Annotated in this window: 15 protein-coding genes and 1 pseudogene; 8 read left to right on the top strand and 8 right to left on the bottom strand. The window is 67.8% G+C overall.

All coding sequences use genetic code 11. The annotated features are described in order from the left end of the window. Positions 1-153 precede the first annotated feature (153 nt). From ybaL to BSY239_RS22345, 3 genes and pseudogenes are all read left to right on the top strand, one after another. Positions 154-1848, top strand: coding sequence for a YbaL family putative K(+) efflux transporter (ybaL, locus tag BSY239_RS03680; RefSeq protein WP_069045651.1), 1695 nt, complete (start codon positions 154-156; stop codon positions 1846-1848). A gap of 7 nt (positions 1849-1855) precedes the next feature. After that, positions 1856-2083 (top strand): annotated as a pseudogene (locus BSY239_RS22350) (DUF1653 domain-containing protein); the annotation flags it as partial. A gap of 75 nt (positions 2084-2158) precedes the next feature. Then, entirely contained in the window at positions 2159-2344 is a 186-nt protein-coding gene (locus BSY239_RS22345) for an oxidoreductase-like domain-containing protein (protein ID WP_156775584.1), read from the top strand. Here BSY239_RS22345 and BSY239_RS03670 read toward each other — a convergent pair. After that, positions 2304-3398, bottom strand: a complete 1095-nt coding sequence (locus BSY239_RS03670) for a PA0069 family radical SAM protein (RefSeq protein ID WP_069045650.1) — start codon at positions 3396-3398, stop codon at positions 2304-2306. The genes BSY239_RS22345 and BSY239_RS03670 overlap by 41 nt on opposite strands. 78 nt (positions 3399-3476) lie before the next feature. Here BSY239_RS03670 and BSY239_RS03665 point away from each other — a divergent pair, with 78 nt between their 5' ends. From BSY239_RS03665 to katG, 4 genes are all read left to right on the top strand, one after another. Beyond that, complete coding sequence (locus BSY239_RS03665; RefSeq protein ID WP_069045649.1) at positions 3477-4445, top strand: ABC transporter ATP-binding protein; 969 nt, start codon at positions 3477-3479, stop codon at positions 4443-4445. Between the two features lie 5 nt (positions 4446-4450). Beyond that, positions 4451-5212 carry an ABC transporter permease gene (locus tag BSY239_RS03660; RefSeq protein WP_069048752.1) on the top strand — a complete coding sequence of 254 codons (762 nt, stop codon included), beginning with the start codon at positions 4451-4453 and terminating at the stop codon, positions 5210-5212. Positions 5213-5215: 3 nt separating this feature from the next. Beyond that, a complete protein-coding gene (locus BSY239_RS03655) occupies positions 5216-5935 on the top strand; it encodes a hypothetical protein (protein ID WP_069045648.1) in 720 nt (239 codons plus the stop codon). Between the two features lie 120 nt (positions 5936-6055). After that, entirely contained in the window at positions 6056-8245 is a 2190-nt protein-coding gene (katG, locus tag BSY239_RS03650; protein ID WP_069045647.1) for a catalase/peroxidase HPI, read from the top strand. Between the two features lie 73 nt (positions 8246-8318). On the opposite strand, the gene BSY239_RS03645 is transcribed toward katG, so the two are convergent. The 6 genes from BSY239_RS03645 to BSY239_RS03620 form a co-directional block, all read right to left on the bottom strand. Next, positions 8319-8813 (bottom strand): DUF2894 domain-containing protein, encoded by a 495-nt coding sequence (locus tag BSY239_RS03645; RefSeq protein WP_069045646.1) that lies wholly within the window; start codon positions 8811-8813, stop codon positions 8319-8321. After that, entirely contained in the window at positions 8806-9477 is a 672-nt protein-coding gene (locus tag BSY239_RS03640; RefSeq protein WP_069045645.1) for an OmpA family protein, read from the bottom strand. The genes BSY239_RS03645 and BSY239_RS03640 overlap by 8 nt, the downstream gene beginning before the upstream one ends. After that, a complete protein-coding gene (locus BSY239_RS03635) occupies positions 9477-11504 on the bottom strand; it encodes a DUF802 domain-containing protein (RefSeq protein WP_156775405.1) in 2028 nt (675 codons plus the stop codon). The genes BSY239_RS03640 and BSY239_RS03635 overlap by 1 nt, the downstream gene beginning before the upstream one ends. Beyond that, on the bottom strand, positions 11501-12169 hold the full coding sequence (locus BSY239_RS03630) for a DUF3348 family protein (protein WP_069045644.1): 669 nt from the start codon (positions 12167-12169) through the stop codon (positions 11501-11503). The genes BSY239_RS03635 and BSY239_RS03630 overlap by 4 nt, the downstream gene beginning before the upstream one ends. A gap of 176 nt (positions 12170-12345) precedes the next feature. Then, complete coding sequence (locus BSY239_RS03625) at positions 12346-13656, bottom strand: glycerate kinase type-2 family protein (RefSeq protein ID WP_069045643.1); 1311 nt, start codon at positions 13654-13656, stop codon at positions 12346-12348. Beyond that, the gene (locus tag BSY239_RS03620; protein WP_069048750.1) at positions 13656-14468 is read right to left on the bottom strand and encodes a hydroxypyruvate isomerase family protein; all 813 of its coding nucleotides are present in this window, start codon (positions 14466-14468) and stop codon (positions 13656-13658) included. Before BSY239_RS03620 ends, BSY239_RS03625 begins: the two co-directional genes overlap by 1 nt. Before the next feature lie 36 nt (positions 14469-14504). Here BSY239_RS03620 and BSY239_RS03615 point away from each other — a divergent pair, with 36 nt between their 5' ends. Beyond that, positions 14505-15950, top strand: a complete 1446-nt coding sequence (locus BSY239_RS03615; RefSeq protein ID WP_069045642.1) for an 8-oxoguanine deaminase — start codon at positions 14505-14507, stop codon at positions 15948-15950. 71 nt (positions 15951-16021) lie between these two features. On the opposite strand, the gene BSY239_RS23000 is transcribed toward BSY239_RS03615, so the two are convergent. Next, positions 16022-17611, bottom strand: coding sequence for a methyl-accepting chemotaxis protein (locus BSY239_RS23000; protein ID WP_069045641.1), 1590 nt, complete (start codon positions 17609-17611; stop codon positions 16022-16024). Positions 17612-17621: the final 10 nt, after the last annotated feature.

Here is a 17621-nt window from a genome sequence, read left to right as displayed (position 1 = left end):
GTCGGGTTTCGTGAGGATCCGAGGATAAGCCGCGCGCGGGGATTCAGCAGGTGACCGTGCGGCACGCCGCACAGGCCCTCCATAATCGAACGCAACACCGGTCCACACCGGAGGAAGCACCTCCCACCACCCATCCGCAGAAGGGCCCCGCCGATGCCGCACGACGTCAGCCTGATCGCCACGATCGCGGCGGGTTTCGGCCTGGCGATGGTGTTCGGGTACGTCGCGGTGCGCCTGCACATGCCGCCGCTGGTGGGTTATCTGCTCGCGGGCATTGTCATCAGCCCGGCCACGCCCGGCTTCGTGGCCGACGTGGGTCTGGCCAGCCAGCTGGCCGAGATCGGCGTGATGCTGCTGATGTTCGGCGTGGGCCTGCACTTCTCGATCAACGACCTCATGGCGGTGCGCCGCATCGCCGTGCCGGGCGCCATCGTGCAGATTGCGGTGGCCACCCTGCTCGGCATCGGCGTCTCCCACGTCTGGGGCTGGAGCCTGGCCGGCTCACTGGTGTTCGGCCTGTGCCTGTCGGTGGCGAGCACGGTGGTGCTGCTGCGGGCGCTGGAGGCCAAGGGCTTGCTCAAATCCATCAACGGCCAGATCGCGGTGGGCTGGCTGGTGGTGGAAGACCTGGTCATGGTGCTGGTGCTGGTGTTGCTGCCGGCCCTAGCCGGCGTGATGGCGCCGGCCGACGGTGTGGCCGCCACCACGGGCAACGACATCTGGCAGGCGGTGGGCCTCACGCTGGCCAAGGTCACGGCCTTCATCGTGCTCATGCTGGTGGTGGGGCGGCGGTTGCTGCCCAAGGCGCTGTGGTGGGTGGCGCGCACCGGCTCGCAGGAACTGTTCACGCTGAGCGTGGTGGCGGTGGCCGTGGGCGTGGCCTTTGGCGCGGGCAAGCTGTTCGACGTGTCCTTCGCACTGGGCGCCTTTTTCGCCGGCATGATGATGCGCGAGTCCGAGTTTGCCCACCGCGCGGCCGACGAATCCTTGCCGCTGCGCGATGCCTTCGCGGTGCTTTTCTTTGTGTCGGTGGGCATGCTGTTCGACCCCGCCGTGGTGTGGAACGAGCCGTTGAAATTGCTCGCGGTGGTGGCCATCATCATGCTGGGCAAGACCATTGCGGCGGTGGCGCTGGTGCTGATGTTTCGCTACCCGCTGAACACCGCACTCACCGTGGGCGTGAGCCTGGCGCAGATCGGTGAGTTCTCGTTCATCCTCGCCGGCCTGGGCGTGGCGCTGAACCTGATGCCGGTGGAGGGCCAGAGCCTGGTGCTGGCGGGCGCGCTCATTTCGATCGCGGCCAACGCCGCGCTGTTCAGGGCGGTGGAGCCTATGCAGGCCTGGATACGCGAGCGTTCCGCCTACGCCCGCAAGCTCGAAGCACGCGACGACCCGCTGGCCGAACTGCCCGCCTCCACCCACGCATCGCTGCTGGCCAAACAGGTGGTGCTGGTGGGCCATGGCCGTGTGGGCGAACGCATCGCGCAGACCTTGCGCGAACAAGGCATTCCGTTTGTGGTGGCTGAAGAAAACCGCGAGATCGTCGACGCCCTGCGCAAGGACGGCATCGCAGCCGTGAGCGGCGATGCGTCCACGCCCGAGGTGCTGATCCAGGCGCACATCGCGCGCGCGGCCGTGCTCGTGATCACCATCCCCGACACCATGGGCGTGCGCAAGATGGTGGAGATCGCGCGCACGCTCAACCCGGCGATCGACGTGATCCTGCGCACCCACAACGAAGAAGAGGCCGCGCTGCTCAAGAGCGAGAGCCTGGGAACCGTGTTCCTGGGCGACACCGAGCTGGCGCGCGGCATGGCGGCGCATGTGCTGCTGCAGTTCAAACGCTGACACCCCGATGACCGACCACGACCTGCCCCCGCTCAACGCCACCCCACCCGGCCTGTACCGACACTACAAGGGCGGCTGGTACGAGGTGCTCGACACCGTGCGCTGCAGCGAGACCTTGCAGGGCATGACGCTGTACCGCGCGCTCTACGGCGGCTGGGGTTGGTGGGTGCGCCCGGCGGCCATGTTTGGAGAGACCGCCGAATTCGAGGGACGCACGCAGCCGCGCTTCCAGCGGCACCAACTGACCGAACTGCGACTGGACGACCGCGCAACGGCCACGGCGCTCATCGCCCACCTGCGCGGTCGGGCGATGCGGCACGGCGTCGATCTGGACGTCGCTCTGCGCCCTCCGCCGCCCGAGCCCACCACCTGCTGCGGTCGGGGTTGCAACGGCTGCGTGTGGGACGGCTACTACACGGCGCTGGGCTACTGGCGCGACGATGCGCTGGACCTGCTCAGAACAGCGACTGCTGCCCCGGCAGGCCCGCCGGCCTGAACAGTGTGGTCTTGAGCGGTTCACGTTCGCGCGCATAGCCCAGGCGGTCGCAGGTTTTCTCGAAGCGCTGGCGGATGAGGTCGGCCCACACGCCACGGCCTTTCATGCGCTGCGCGAAGTCGGCGTTGTAGTCGCGCCCGCCACGCATCTCCTGCACGCGGGCCATCACGCGAGCGGCGCGGTCGGGGTAGTGCAACTCCAGCCACTGGCGAAACATGGGGCTGAGCTCGTGCGGCAGGCGCAGCACGGTGTAGAAGGCGCGCCGTGCTCCCGCTTCATAGGCCGCCTCCAGCACCTGCTCCATGTCGTTGTTGATGAACGGAATCTGCGGCGCCACGCTCACGCCCACCGGAATGCCGGCCTCGGCAAGCGTGCGGATGGTGCGCAGGCGGCGGTGCGGCGCGGCGGCACGCGGTTCCAGCAGGCGGGTGAGTTTCGCGTCGAGCGAGGTGATGGTCAGGTACACCGCTGCCAGTCCCTGCGCGGCCATGGGCGCGAGCAGGTCGATGTCGCGCTCCACGCCGCTGCCCTTGGTGACGATGGCCAGCGGGTGACGCGTGTCGCTCAGCACCTGCAACACGCCACGCATGAGGCGCAGTTCGCGCTCGATGGGCTGGTAGGCATCGGTCACGGTGCCGATGGCCAGCAGCTCGGGCACGTGGCGCGGGCTGGCCAGTTCGCGCTGCAGCACCTGGGCGATGTTGCGCTTGGCGATCAGCTTCGTTTCGAAATCGATGCCGGGCGAGAGGTTGAGGTAACTGTGGCTGGGCCGGGCGTAGCAGTACACACAGCCGTGCTCGCATCCCCGGTACGGGTTGAGGCCGAGGCGAAATCCGATGTCGGGCGAATCGTTGTGGGTGATGGCGCTCTTGGCGTCTTCAAAGCTCACCTCGGTGGCGGGTGGTGGCGCCTCGTCGCGCGCCAGCACCGCGTCGTCGAGCGCGCCCCAGCCGTCGTCGAACGCCTCGCGGGCGTCGCGCTCGAAGCGGTGCGGCTGGTGCTGGGCCAGGCCACGGCCCTTGATGGCCTGCAATGGAATGTGGACAGTGGACATCGATCGAACACTGTACACAGATACAGCCTAAACTCGCCACTTCTTTCCGTCTGTTTCATCCACCTCCGTGGAGCCCCCATGCCTTCATCTCCCACCAGCCTCGGCACCGAGGCCATCGTCTCCGTGCGTGGCGTCAGCAAAACCTACGCCGGCGGCTTCCAGGCCCTCAAGCGCGTGGACCTCGACATCCGCCGTGGCGAAATCCTGGCCCTGCTCGGTCCCAACGGCGCCGGCAAGACGACGCTGATCAGCGTCATCTGCGGCATGGTCAATGCCACCGAAGGCACAGTGGTGGCCGACGGCCACGACACGGTGCGCGACTACCGCGCCGCGCGCGCCGCCATCGGCCTGGTGCCGCAGGAACTGCACACCGACTCGTTTGAAACCGTGTGGGCCACGGTGAGCTTCAGCCGGGGTCTCTTCGGCAAGGCGCCCGACCCGGCCTACATCGAGAAGATCCTCAAGGACCTCTCGCTCTGGGACAAGAAGGACAGCAAGATCATGGCGCTGTCGGGCGGCATGAAACGCCGCGTGCTGATCGCCAAGGCGCTCTCGCACGAGCCCAAGATCCTGTTCCTGGACGAACCCAGTGCGGGGGTGGACGTGGAGCTGCGGCACGACATGTGGCGCATGGTGCGGGCGCTGCGCGAAGCGGGCACCACCATCATCCTCACCACGCACTACATCGAGGAGGCCGAAGACATGGCCGACCGCATCGGTGTGATCGCCAAGGGCGAGCTGATCCTGGTGGAAGACAAACACGTGCTCATGCGCAAGCTGGGCAAGAAGCAGCTCACGCTCACGCTGCAGCAGACCATCGAGCGCATCCCCGAACCCCTGGCGCCCTGGGCACTGGACATCACCGAGGGCGGCCACGCGCTGACCTACACCTTCGACGCGCAGAAGGACGAGACCGGCATTGCCGAGCTGCTGCGCGCCCTGGGCGACAACAACATCCACTTCAAGGATTTGCGCTCCAGCGAGAGTTCGCTGGAAGACATCTTTGTCAGCCTGGTGCATGAAAAGAAAGAAGAGGCCCGAGCATGATGGGGTTGAACATTCACGCGGTGCGTGCGATCTACCAGTTCGAGATGAACCGCGCCCTGCGCACCTGGGCACAAAGCATCATCGCGCCGGTGCTCAGCACCTCGCTGTACTTCATCGTCTTCGGCTCGGCCATCGGTTCGCGCATGGGCGACATCGACGGTGTGAGCTACGGCGCCTACATCATCCCCGGCCTGCTCATGCTCTCGCTGCTGAGCGAAAGCATCTCCAACGCGGCCTTCGGCATCTACATGCCCAAGTGGTCGGGCACCATTTACGAGCTGCTGAGCGCGCCGGTGAACTGGGTCGAGGTGCTGCTGGGTTATGTGGGCGCGGCGGCCACCAAGAGCCTCACGCTGGGCCTGCTCATCTTGTTGACCGCGCGCTTGTTCGTGCCGTACGAGGTGGCGCACCCGGTGTGGATGGTGGGTTTCCTCATCCTCACCGCCATCACCTTCTGCCTGTTCGGTTTCATCATCGGCCTCTGGGCCGACAGCTTCCAGAAACTGCAGGTGATCCCGCTGCTCGTGATCACACCGCTCACCTTCCTGGGTGGCGCGTTCTACAGCATCAACATGCTGCCGCCGCTGTGGCAAACCATCTCGCTGTTCAACCCGGTGGTCTACCTCATCAGCGGCCTGCGCTGGGCCTTCTACGGCGCCGCCGATGTGCACATTGCGGTGAGCACCGGCATGACGCTGGCCTTCATGTTCACCTGCCTGGGCGTGGTGTGGTGGGTGTTCAAGACCGGCCACCGCATCCGGCGCTGACACATGGGCCGCCTGCACGCCGAGCTTTCGCGCCTGTACCTGTGCCCACCGGCCGGGGATCGGGACGCCGTTGACGACTCGCGCCTGATCGACGCCAACGGGCTGACACGCGCCCTGGTGCTGGGCCTGGCGCAGCCGGCCGACTGGGACGCCATGAGCCGCGTGTGGCAAGGCGTGCAGGCCGACCTGGAACTGCCCGCGCCCGCCATCGCGGTGTGTGGTGCCGACGGTTACCAGCTGTGGTTCTCGCTCGTGCAGCCGGTGACGGTGGCGCAGGCGCACGATTTCCTGGAGCGGCTTCGCTTGCGCTACCTGAGCACCGTGGCGCCCCGGCGCATCACGCTGTCGCCAGGTCCGGCCGGGCACACGCGTCTCGTGCCGGCGCTGCAAGCCGACACGGGCCAATGGTCGGCGTTCGTGAGTTCGGACCTGGCTGCGGTGTTCGCCGACGACCCGTCGCTGGACCTGCCGCCCGGCGAGGACAACCAGGCCGACCTGTTGTCGCGCCTCAAGAGCATGAAACCCGCCGAGCTGGAGGCTGCGCTCGAGCGCTTGCAGCCCGAGGAAACTTTGCCGCCCGCCAGCGCTCCATCAACAAAGATCCGCCACGCACCGCAGGATCCGCGCAGCTTTCTGCAGGCCGTCATGAACGACGCCTCGGTGCCGCTGGCACTGCGCATCGAGGCCGCCAAGGCACTGCTGATCGACCCCCAGTCCCGCTGAAAACCGGGGGCTATCCACCCATTGACTATGGGTTTCATTGTGAGAATTGCATTGAAGGTTTCATCTTCATTGCCTAAAGTCAGCGTTCACCCGCCCCAACAACAACCCAAGGAGATCACCTTGTCAAACGAAGCCAAATGCCCCTTTTCCAGCGGCGTCCCCAAGAACGCCGTGGCAGGCTCCGCCACCAACGCCGACTGGTGGCCCAACCAACTCAATGTGAAGCTGCTCAACCAGCACTCGCCCCTGACCAACCCCATGGGTGAAGACTTCGACTACGCCGAAGCTTTCAAGACACTCGATCTGGACGCCGTCATCAAGGATCTGCATGCCCTGATGACCGACTCGCAAGACTGGTGGCCGGCCGACTACGGCCACTACGGCCCCTTCTTCATCCGCATGGCCTGGCACAGCGCCGGCACCTACCGCATCGCCGACGGTCGCGGTGGCGCGGGCTCCGGCACGCAGCGTTTTGCACCGCTCAACAGCTGGCCCGACAACGGCAACCTGGACAAGGCGCGCCGCCTGCTCTGGCCGATCAAGCAGAAGTACGGCAACAAGCTCTCGTGGGCCGACCTGATGATCCTCACCGGCAACGTGGCCCTGGATTCCATGGGCCTCAAGACCTTCGGCTTTGCCGGTGGCCGTGCCGATGTGTGGGAACCCGAAGAGATCTACTGGGGCCCCGAGTCCGAGTGGATGGGCGACCAGCGCTACACCGGTGACCGCGAACTCGAGAACCCACTGGGCGCCGTGCAGATGGGCCTGATCTACGTGAACCCGGAAGGCCCCAACGGCAAGCCGGACCCGTTGGGCTCCGCACGCGACATCCGCGAGACCTTCGCCCGCATGGCGATGAACGACGAAGAAACCGTGGCCCTCACCGCCGGCGGCCACACCTTCGGCAAGTCGCACGGCGCGGCCGATCCGGGCCAATACGTGGGAGCCGAGCCCGAAGGTGCCGGCATTGAAGAGCAGGGCCTGGGCTGGAAGAACAGCTTCGGCAGCGGCAAGGGCGCACACGCCATCACCAGCGGCATCGAAGGCCCCTGGACCCCCACGCCGACCACCTGGGACAACAGCTACTTTGAAACCCTGTTCGGCAACGAGTGGGAGCTCACCAAGAGCCCGGCCGGCGCGCACCAGTGGAAGCCCAAGAACCCCGATGCGGCCACGGCGCCCGACGCACACGACCCCGGCAAGCGCCAGCTGCCCACCATGACCACGGCCGACATGGCCATGCGCATGGACCCGGTCTACGAAAAGATCTCGCGCGATTTCATGGCTAACCCGGACAAGCTGGCCGACGCCTTCGCCCGCGCCTGGTACAAGCTGACCCACCGCGACATGGGCCCGGTCACCCGCTACCTCGGCCCGCTGGTGCCGAAAGAAGAGCTGATCTGGCAAGACCCGGTGCCCGCTGTGGACCACCCGCTGGTCAACGAGCAGGACGTGGCCGCGCTCAAGACCAAGGTGCTGGCCTCCGGCTTGTCGATTGCACAACTGGTCAACACGGCCTGGGCCTCGGCCTCGACGTTCCGTGGCTCCGACAAGCGCGGTGGCGCCAACGGTGCACGCATCCGCCTGGCGCCACAGAAGGACTGGGCGGTGAACCAGCCGGCCGAGCTGGCCCAGGTGCTGGCCAAGCTCGAAGCCATCCAGGCCGAGTTCAACGGCGCGCAGTCCGGCGGCAAGAAGATCTCGCTGGCCGACCTGATCGTGCTCGGTGGCTCCGCCGCGGTGGAAGCCGCGGCCAGGAAGGCGGGGCAGGACGTGACCGTGCCTTTCTCGCCCGGCCGCACCGACGCCTCGCAGGCCCAGACCGATGTGGATTCGTTCGCACCGCTGGAGCCTGTGGCCGACGGTTTCCGCAACTACGCGCGCAAAGGTCTGGAGAGTTCGGCCGCCGAGCGCCTGCTCGACAAGGCCAACCTGCTCACGCTGACCGCGCCCGAGATGACGGTGCTGGTCGGTGGCCTTCGCGTCCTCAACGCCAACACGGGCCGCACCAGCCACGGCGTCTTCACCACGCGCCCCGAAACCCTGAGCAACGACTTCTTCGTCAACCTGCTCGACATGGGCACGGTGTGGAGCAAGTCCAGCACCGAAGGCGTGCTCGAAGGCCGCGACCGGGCCACCGGCAGCGCCAAGGGCACGGGCACCGTGGTGGACCTGGTGTTCGGCTCCAACTCGGTGTTGCGTGCACTGGCCGAGGTGTACGCCAGCAGCGACGCACAGCCCAAGTTCGTGCGCGACTTCGTGGCCGCGTGGACCAAGGTGATGAACCTGGACCGCTTTGACCTGAAGTGATCCTGCAAAGCAGGGCCTGAGCGCCCTGCCCTGCTCCCCAAGCCCGGCGCCGAAAGTCACTTCGGCGCCGGGCTTATTTTTTGGTGCGCGCCGCCTTGGGTTTGGCGGCCGGTGGCTTCGTACGGGCCTGCGACTGCGCCTGGTCCAGCCACAGCAGCGTGTCGGTGTGCGACAGAAAGCGCCGCAGGTAGTCGGGCGACAGGTCGCGCATCAAGGCCAGCGTGCGCAGCACCAGCATGTGCGAATTGAGCGGGCCCGCGTTCTCCGGTCCTTGCTCCACCGCCTGGGTCACTTCGTCTTCGGCGCAGATGCGCGACCAGGTGTCGCGGAAGCGCTGGGCGCTGCGCAGCTCGCGCGCCGGCGGTGCGTTGGCGGCGATGTCGCGGTTCAGTTGCGCCAATGGCGAAGGCGCGCGGGTGCGGGCAAGCCTTGAAGGCGGTGCCTCTGTGGCGTGGTCCGGCCAGGTCTGTTGCAGCCGTTCTCGCAGCACACGCTGCACCGCTTCGGGCGCTGTCTGCAGACGGCGTGTGAGCGCCGCCACAAAGTGAGCCTGCACCGGATCACTCACGCGTTGCCGCCTTGGCCGTGCTGGTCGATGGGGCGGCCTTGGGCACCGGCGCCATTTCCACCCGGCGATTGAGCGCACGGCCCTGCTCGTCGGTGTTGGACGCCACGGGTTGTTCGGCACCAAAGGCGGCGCTGAACACCCGCTGCGGCGGCATGCCTTCCTGGATCAGGGCGCGGGTCACGGTGAGTGCGCGCTGCGCCGAGAGTTCGAGGTTGTCGGTGTAGCGCTGGTTGTTGGCCTGCACCGGGCGGTCGTCGGTGAAGCCGCTGACCATCAGCATCTCGTCGCGCTCGCCCAGGTACACCTGCAGCGGCGGCACCAGGCTCTTGAGCACCTGACGGCCTTCGGGCCGCAGCTCGTCGGAGTTCAGCGGAAACAGCACGCTGCCGCTGATGCCGATGCGCCCGTTGTCCAGCGTCACACGGCCGGTCTGCAAGGGAATGGCCAGCGCCTTCTCCAGCGCCATGCGGCGGGCCTCTTCCTGCTGGCGTTTCTGCACCTCCGACTGCAGGCTCGCCACCAGGTCCATCTGCACCACCAGCACACCGATGAGGATGAGCACAAAGGCGCCGACCAGACCCGCCATGAGGTCGCCGAACACGGCCCAGACCGGCGCGCTCTGCCCGTCCGCGCCATCTTCCATGGTGTCGTCCAGCCCGGCCATCACGCAGCACTTTCTGCGGTACGCAGCCGGCGCAGATCGTCGACGATGCCCTGCTGCGAGCTGATGCTCAGGTCGATCACCTCGCGCGCCTGCGCCACGTAGTAAGCCAGTTGTTCGTCGCTGCGCTGCATCGACTGGCCCACCGCCGCTTCAATGCGCTGCAGGCTGTCGATGAGTTTTTCGTTGGTCGCGGCGAACAGCTGCACACCGTGGCCAAAGGCCTCGCCCAGCGCGGCCAGCTCGATGGCGCTGCCGCTGACCTGCGCCGCCACGTCGTCCGCGCGGTGCGCCTGCGCGCCCACGGTCTCGGCGAACTGGCGGCCCACCTGGTCGAGCACGGCGCCGGCCGAGGTGACCAGCGATTCGATGGCCGCGCGCTGCTCGCCCGTGGCCTGTTGCACGGTCTCCAGCAGGCTGCCGATGTTGTTCATGAGCGTGGTGCGCTCCTGCAGCGCGAGGTTGTCGCGTTCGCCCAGCTGCGTGGTTTCGCGACGCAGCTGCGCGATCACCTCGGCCGCGGCCTTGGGGGCTTCGGACGCGGTGTCCATCAGGCGCGCCATCGGCGCTTCGATCGCAGCGCCCAGCGTGCCCAGGTGCGTGGCCACCTGTTCGTTGAGCGAAGCCTGCAGATCGGCCAGGCGCTGCACGGCCGCCTCGCCGCGCGCGGCTTCTTCGCTGCGCAAGCTGGCCAACTCGTCGCGCCAGCGGGTCGCGGTCTGCTCCAGCGTCTGGCCCACGGCCTGCTGCTGCGCGAGCGTCTGCGCGCCGAGTTGTTGCCACTCGGTTTGCAAGGCGGTCGCCATGCCTTGCAAGGACTCGGTCCAGGCGGCCTGGCGCTGTTGCTCTGCAGCGGTGTGTTCGGCTTGTGCTCGGCTCGCCGTGTCCTGCACGTGGGTGATCAGCGAGGCTGAGCCTTGTTCGAAGCTGCTGTTGAAAGCCGCGAGCGAGCGCTCCAGACCCGCGACCTGTTGCTCGGCGCTGCGCGCGTGCTGCTGCAAGGCGGTGGTCCACGCCTCCAGTGCACCGCCGGCCGTGGCACCGAAACGGCTGGAGAGTTCACCGAGCTGCGTCTGCACCGCCTGCCCCACGCGTTCGTGCAGGCGGGTGGATTCGGCGGCGATGGCGGTCATGGCGTTTTCCACCACCGGTTGCAGCGTCTCACCCGCGATGCGTGCGCTGGCCGAGAGGCTCTCGCTCAACGACCGCGCCACCGACTGGCCCAGCGCCTCGTAGGCTGCGTTCGCCTCGCGGTGGAACCTGTCCTGGCGCGCCAGCAACTGCTCGTCGAGTTGCTGGCCGCGGCGCTCCATCTGCTCCATCAGGGCCTGCAGCTGGTTGGCCACCGCGGGCAGCGCACCGGCTTGCTGCTGCAAGGCCTTGAAGGCCTCAACGCGCTGGTGCGCGAGCGAAAACGGGCGGAACACGGTGGCCACCTGCGCGTCGAGTTCGCGCACCACCTGCAGGCGCTCGCGCCGGCTGATGGCCGACATGAGACCCAGCATGGCCGAGGTGGCCACACCCACCACCGAGGTGCCAAAGGCCAGGCCCAGGCCCTTGATGGGTTCGGCCAGCGCCGAGCGGATGGCCTGCAGATCGGCCGTGCCCTCCAGCGTGAACACGGCGCCGCGGAAGGTGACCACCAGCCCCAGGAAGGTGCCGAGCATGCCCAGCATCACCAGCAGGCCGATCAGGTACGGCGTGAGCGCCAGGCCGGGCATGGCACCGCGTTCACCGTCGATGCGGGCACGCACGGGGCCTTGCAGCGCCGGCGGTACGCGGCCGAGCCAGTCGCTCAATTGCGCCAGCGGCTGCGGCACGTCGGCCAAGGCCTGACCCAGCGCGGCGGTGAGCGCCGAGTAGCGCCGGATCTCCTGCGCGCCCAGCAAATAGACAGCGCCGATGGCCAGGGTCATGGTCAGTGCGATGGCGCTGGTGCCGACAAAGCCCCAGCCGACCCAGAGCACGGCGATGAGGCCGAGGGCAAAGGCGCCCGGGACAAGGAGGCGGTTCACAGTGTTGGAGTTCATGGGTGTTGTTTCACTTCCTGGCTCAGCGCTTCGACCATGCCGGCCACGGGCTGCAAGCGCAGGTCCAGCTCGGCCAGCAGGGTCTGCTGCAGCTCGTGTTCAAACAGCGGCTGCCAGCCGCCGGGGTGGGATTGGCGCAGCTCTGCAAAGCGCGTCTTGAGAAAGTTGGGCACGGTGGCCAGCAGGCGCTGTTCGCGCCCGCCCAGCATGGGTTCGAGCACGGCGTCCAAGGCGGCGAGCTGGGCCAGCCGCGCGGAGGTGAGGGACAGGTTTTTTCGCACGTGGCCACGCAGCGCCTCGATGCTCATGTCCATCCGGCGCTGCTGCTCCAGGCAACGCTGGAGGTGCGGCGCAAAGCCGGCGTCGGTGTCTTCGTTGCCCTCATCGCCGGGCTCGAGCGGCGGGCTGGTGATGGCCTGGCTCAGCGTGGCGCGCACGCGCTGCAGCTCGGCCTGCACGCTCCGGGCGCTGGCCGGCACCGCAGGCCGCCGGACGCGCGCCACGGCGGGCATGGCCTGGTGGAGCGAGCTCAGCGCAATCGCGTCGGCCACGTTGAACCACTGGCCCAGGCGCTCGGCCAGGTCCTGGCGCGGCACGTCCACGGGCGCGGCCTGCCAGCCGGCGAGCTGGCGCACCAGGGCTGAGCGGTTGAAATTGCTGCGCAAAAAAGCATTCCTTGGCGCCCCACAGGCGCAATCGGCATCAAGAACAGGGTGGGTTGCCGACGTCGGGGGCGTGCACGCCCGTCAGCGGTGGCCAGGCCGGACATCCGGTGGCCAAGGCGACATTAGAAACGATCCGCCGGGCCGACTTGTAACCGTCGGCCCGGGGCGGGTGGGCCTCAGAGCACCAGCACGGCGCGGAAATCGTTCACGTTGGTGTGCGTGGGCCCGGTGACCACCAGATCGCCCAGCGGCTGGAAATAGCCGTAGGCGTCGTTGCGTGCCAAGTGGTCGGTGACCTTGAGTCCCTGCGCTGCGGCGCGGGCCAGGGTGTCGGGCGTCACCAGCGCGCCGGCGTTGTCTTCCATGCCGTCGATGCCGTCGGTGTCGGCCGCCAGGGCCCAAACGCCGTCGATGCCGTTCAAGGCTTGGGCCATGCCGAGGCAGAACTCGCCGGCGCGCCCGCCCTTGCCCTTGGCCTGGCCCTCCACACGGGGTCGAACGGTCACGGTGGTCTCACCGCCGCTGAGGATCACACACGGTGTCTTGAAATCGCTGCGACCCAGCGCCGCCGAACGCGCCAGCGCCGCGTGCACCTTGCCCACCTCGCGCGACTCGCCTTCGATCTCGTCGCTGAGCACATACGTGTTGAGCCCGATCGCGCGCGCCGCGGCGGCGGCGGCTTCCAGGCTTTGCTGCGGCGTGGCGATCAGATGCACCTCGTGGCCTTGCAGGCGTGCGTCGCCGGGTTTGGGCGTTTCGAGTTCGCCGCGCTCCAGCTGCGCGCGCACGGCCGGCGGCACGTCGATGCCGTAGCGCTGCAGGATGTCCAGCGCATCGGCGCAGGTGGTGGCGTCGGCCACGGTGGGGCCGCTGGCGATCACGCTCACGTCGTCGCCCGGCACGTCGCTGATGGTGATGGTGACCACACGCGCCGGGGCGCAGCCCGCAGCGAGGCGACCACCCTTGATGCGCGAGAGGTGCTTGCGCACCGTGTTCATTTCCAGGATGTTGGCGCCGCTGTTGAGCAGTTCGCGGTTGATGCGCTGCTTGTCTTCGAGCGTGAGGCCGTCGGCCGGCAGCGTGAGCAACGAGGAGCCGCCACCCGAGATGAGGCAGAGCACGAGGTCGTCGGCCGTGAGGCCTTGCGTGAGCTGCAGGATGCGCTGCGCGGCGGCCAGGCCCGCGGCGTCGGGCACCGGGTGCGAGGCTTCCACCACCTCGATGCGGTCCTTCAAGCCCGCCGGGCGCGGCGGCGTGTGGTCGTAGCGCGTGACCACCAGTCCCGAGAGGGGCGCATCGGCCGGCCACAGCGCTTCCACCGCTTGGGCCATGGCGCCACCGGCCTTGCCGGCGCCGATCACCACGGTGCGGCCCTTGGGCGGCGGCGGCAGGAACGCGGCCGTGTTGTGCAGCGGCAGCGCGCGCTGCACCGCCACATCAAACAGGTGGCGCAGCAGGGCTCGGGGGTCGTTCAGGGAGGCATGCATCACAGGGGTCTTCCGGAGGGGTGGCGTCCGTGGGCGGCCAGCCAGGCCAGGCCGGAGCGGGTGCCGCCGGCGCGTTGTTCGAGGGGAAAATACTCGCAGCCCACATGGCCGCTGTAGCCAAGCCGGTCGAGTTCGTCGAACAGGAACCGGTGGTTGATCTCGCCGCTGCCGGGCTCACCGCGCCCGGGGTTGTCGGCAATCTGGATGTGGCCGATGCGCGGCAACAGCGCGCGCAGTGTGCCGGCCAGCTCGCCCTGCATGCGCTGGGCGTGGTACAGGTCGTGCTGCAGGTAGAGGTTGTCCGCGCCGACCTCGTCCATGATCGCCAGCGCCTGCGCGGCCTGGTTCACAAAAAAGCCGGGCACATCGCGCGTGTTGATGGGCTCCATGAGCAAACGCAGGCCGTGCACACGCAGCGCGGCGGCGGCAAACCGCAGGTTGCCCACCAGCGTGACGCGGGCCTGCGCATCGCTCACGCCCGCAGGCTGCAGACCCGCGAGGCAATTGAGCTGCGGCACACCCAGGGCCAGCGCATGGGTGATGGCGCGGGCCACTCCAGCGCGGAACTCGCCCACCCGCGCGGGGTGGCAGGCCATGCCGCGGTCGCCCGCCGCCGGGTCGCCGCCGGGCAGGTTGTGCAACACCATGCGCAAGCGGTTGGCGCGCAGCAGGGCGGCCAGGTGGTCGGCGGTGTGGGAGTAGGGAAACTGGCACTCGACCGCCTCGAAGCCGCATTCGCGCGCGGCGGCAAAACGGTCGGCGAAGGGCAGCTCGGGAAAGAGCGTGCTGAGGTTGGCTGAGAATGTGAACATGCCCTCCATTGTCGCCACATCAACACCCGCTCTTTCATGGCCTCCCTGCTGATTCACCGCGCCACCTGCATCGCCACCTTCGACCACGCCGACCCGGCGCGGGGGCGCGAGTTGCAGGACGCTTCGCTCTTCGTGCGCGACAACCTGATCGAATGGATCGGCCCTTCGGCAGAGCTGCCCGCCGCCTTGCGCGATGCGGCCGACGAGACCATCGACGCGCGCGGCCACCTCGTCGTGCCGGGCCTGGTGAACACGCACCACCACATGTACCAATCGCTCACACGCGCCATACCGGGGGAGCAGAACGCCGAGCTGTTCGGCTGGTTGCGCGGGCTCTACCCGATCTGGCGCGGCCTCACACCCGAGATGGTGCAGGTCTCCACCCAGGTGGCCATGGCCGAGTTGCTCATGAGCGGCTGCACCACCACCAGCGACCACCTCTACCTCTACCCCAACGGCGTGCGGCTGGAAGACAGCATCGAAGCCGCACAGGCCATCGGCATGCGGTTTGTGGCCACGCGCGGCAGCATGAGCGTGGGGCAATCCCAGGGCGGCCTGCCGCCCGACAGCGTGGTGGAACGCGAGGACGCGATCCTCAAAGACAGCCAGCGGATCATCGAGACCTGGCACGACGCCAGCCATGGCGCCATGCTGCAGATCGCGCTGGCACCGTGTTCGCCGTTTTCGGTGAGCACCGGGCTCATGAAGGACAGCGCGGCGCTGGCACGTTCGTTCAAGGGACAGGGGGTGCGGCTGCACACCCACCTGGCGGAGAACGACCACGACATCGCCTACAGCCTCGAAAAGTTCAACCGCACGCCCGCGCAGTACGCGCAAGACCTGGGCTGGCTCGGCGACGACGTGTGGCACGCGCACTGCGTCAAGCTCGACGACGACGGCATCTCGCTGTTTGCCGCCAGCCGCACCGGCGTGGCGCACTGCCCTTGCAGCAACATGCGCCTGGCCTCGGGCATCGCACCGGTGCGCCGCATGCTGGACGCCGGCGTGCCCGTGGGTCTGGGCGTGGACGGCAGCGCCAGCAACGACGGCGCGCACATGGTGGCCGAGGCGCGCCAGGCGCTGTTGCTGGCCCGTGTGGGCCGCGCGATGCAGCCGCCCGAGCTGCGCGAGGGCAAGACCTTCCTGGGTTGTGATCTGGGCCCGGCCGAGATGACAGCGCGCGACGCGCTGTTTATCGCAACGCGCGGTGGTGCGCAGGTGTTGGGACGCAGCGATGTGGGACATCTCGCGCCCGGCCTGTGCGCCGACTTTGCGTTGTTCGACTTGCGCACGCTGGGCTTTGCCGGCGGTGCGGTGCACGATCCGGTGGCGAGCCTGCTGCTCTGTGCGAGCGCGCAGGCAGCGTACACGGTGGTGAACGGGCGGGTGGTGGTGCGGCAGGGTCAGCTGACCACGGTGGGCCTCGGACCGCTGCTGGAAAAGCACAACCGCCTGGCGCTTCAGCTGGCGATGGGGAGTTGATGGCCAGCGCAGCCCAATAAAAAACGCGGGAAAGCCTGACAGCCTCCCCGCGTTTTTCGAAGCGACCCAACTCAGGCCCGTGAAACGCCCGTCTTGAACACCGCCACCGACTCCACCAGCTGCAGCGCTTGCTGCTTGAGGCTGTCGGCGGCGGCCGCGCTTTGCTCCACCAGCGCCGCGTTTTGCTGCGTGCCCTGGTCCATGCGGGTGATGGCCTGGCCGACCTGCGCCACGCCCGAACTCTGTTCGGCACTCGCTGCGCTGATCTCGCCCACGATGTCGCTCACGCGGCGGATCGAAGCCACCACTTCCTGCATGGTGGTGCCGGCCTGGTCGACCAGGGCCGAGCCCTGTTCCACACGGTCCACACTGGCGCCGATCAGGCCCTTGATTTCCTTGGCGGCTTCGGCACTGCGCTGCGCGAGGTTGCGCACCTCGCCGGCCACCACCGCAAAACCCCGGCCCTGCTCGCCAGCGCGCGCGGCTTCCACGGCCGCGTTCAGCGCCAGGATGTTGGTCTGGAAGGCGATGCCGTCGATCACGCCGATGATGTCGCTGATCTTGCGGCTGCTCTCGTTGATGCCCTTCATGGTCTGCACCACGCGGCCCACGACTTCACCGCCCTGCACCGCCACGCTCGACGCACTCTGGGCCAACTGGCTGGCCTGGCGTGCGTTGTCGGCGTTGTGGCGCACGGTGGTGCCCAGCTGTTCCATGGTGGCTGCGGTCTCCTCCAGTTCGCTGGCCTGCTGCTCGGTGCGGGCCGACAGGTCCTGGTTGCCGGAGGCGATCTCGCCACTGGCGTGCGAGACGTAGTCGGAACTGCGGCGCACATCGGTCACGGCCTTGGACAGGCCTTCCTGCATGGTCTGCAGCCAGGCCAGCAGGCTGTCGCTGTCGCCCTTCTTCAGCTGGATCGGCGTGGTCAGGTCGCCTTCGGCCACCGCGCGGGCAATGCTCACCGCGATGCGTGGCTCGCCACCGAGCTGGCCCAGCATGTTGCGGGTGATCATGAGCGCCAGGCCCATGCCGATCACCAGCGCCAGACCGATCAGTCCCATGACGGCAAAGCGCGCCTGGTCGTACACCGTGGAAACACGTTGCGCTGCGGCTTCACCGCCGTCGTAGTTGAACTGGATCAAGGCATTGAGGGCCGAAACCACTTCATCAAACGCCATGCTCGCCAGGCCGTCGGCAATGTCGGCGGCGTCCACCTGCAACTTGTCGCGACCGAGCTTGATGACCTTTTCGTTGGCCTGCAGGTACGCGGCCCAGGCGGTGGAAAGCGTCGCGTTCAGCGCCGTTTCTTCCTCACCCGCCACACGGCCCTGGTAGCCCGCGAACAAGGCCTGCAGGGACTTGCCGGCCTCTTTCATCTTGTCTTCGTACTCGGCGTGGTAACTGGTGTCTTCGGTGCGGCTGTGCTTGATCTCGAGCTCGCGGTATTCCACCGCCAGCGCGCGGGCATCGGACAGAGCTCCGACGCCCTTGAGCCATTTCTGGGACAGCGCGAAGGCCTCCCCATCCACGCTCTTCAGACCCACCAGAGCGGTGGCGCCAAGAGCAGCCGTCAACACCAGGATGGACGCAAATGCGCCGAAGAGCTGCTGGCTCACCGTCAGTCGACGGAGCCAGCCAAATGGATTGAGAAGTTTTTTCATCGCGCCACCG

It is taken from the genome of Hydrogenophaga sp. RAC07 (assembly GCF_001713375.1).
Classification (GTDB): Bacteria; Pseudomonadota; Gammaproteobacteria; order Burkholderiales; family Burkholderiaceae_C; genus Hydrogenophaga.
This window is presented reverse-complemented; position numbering and strand designations above follow the sequence as displayed.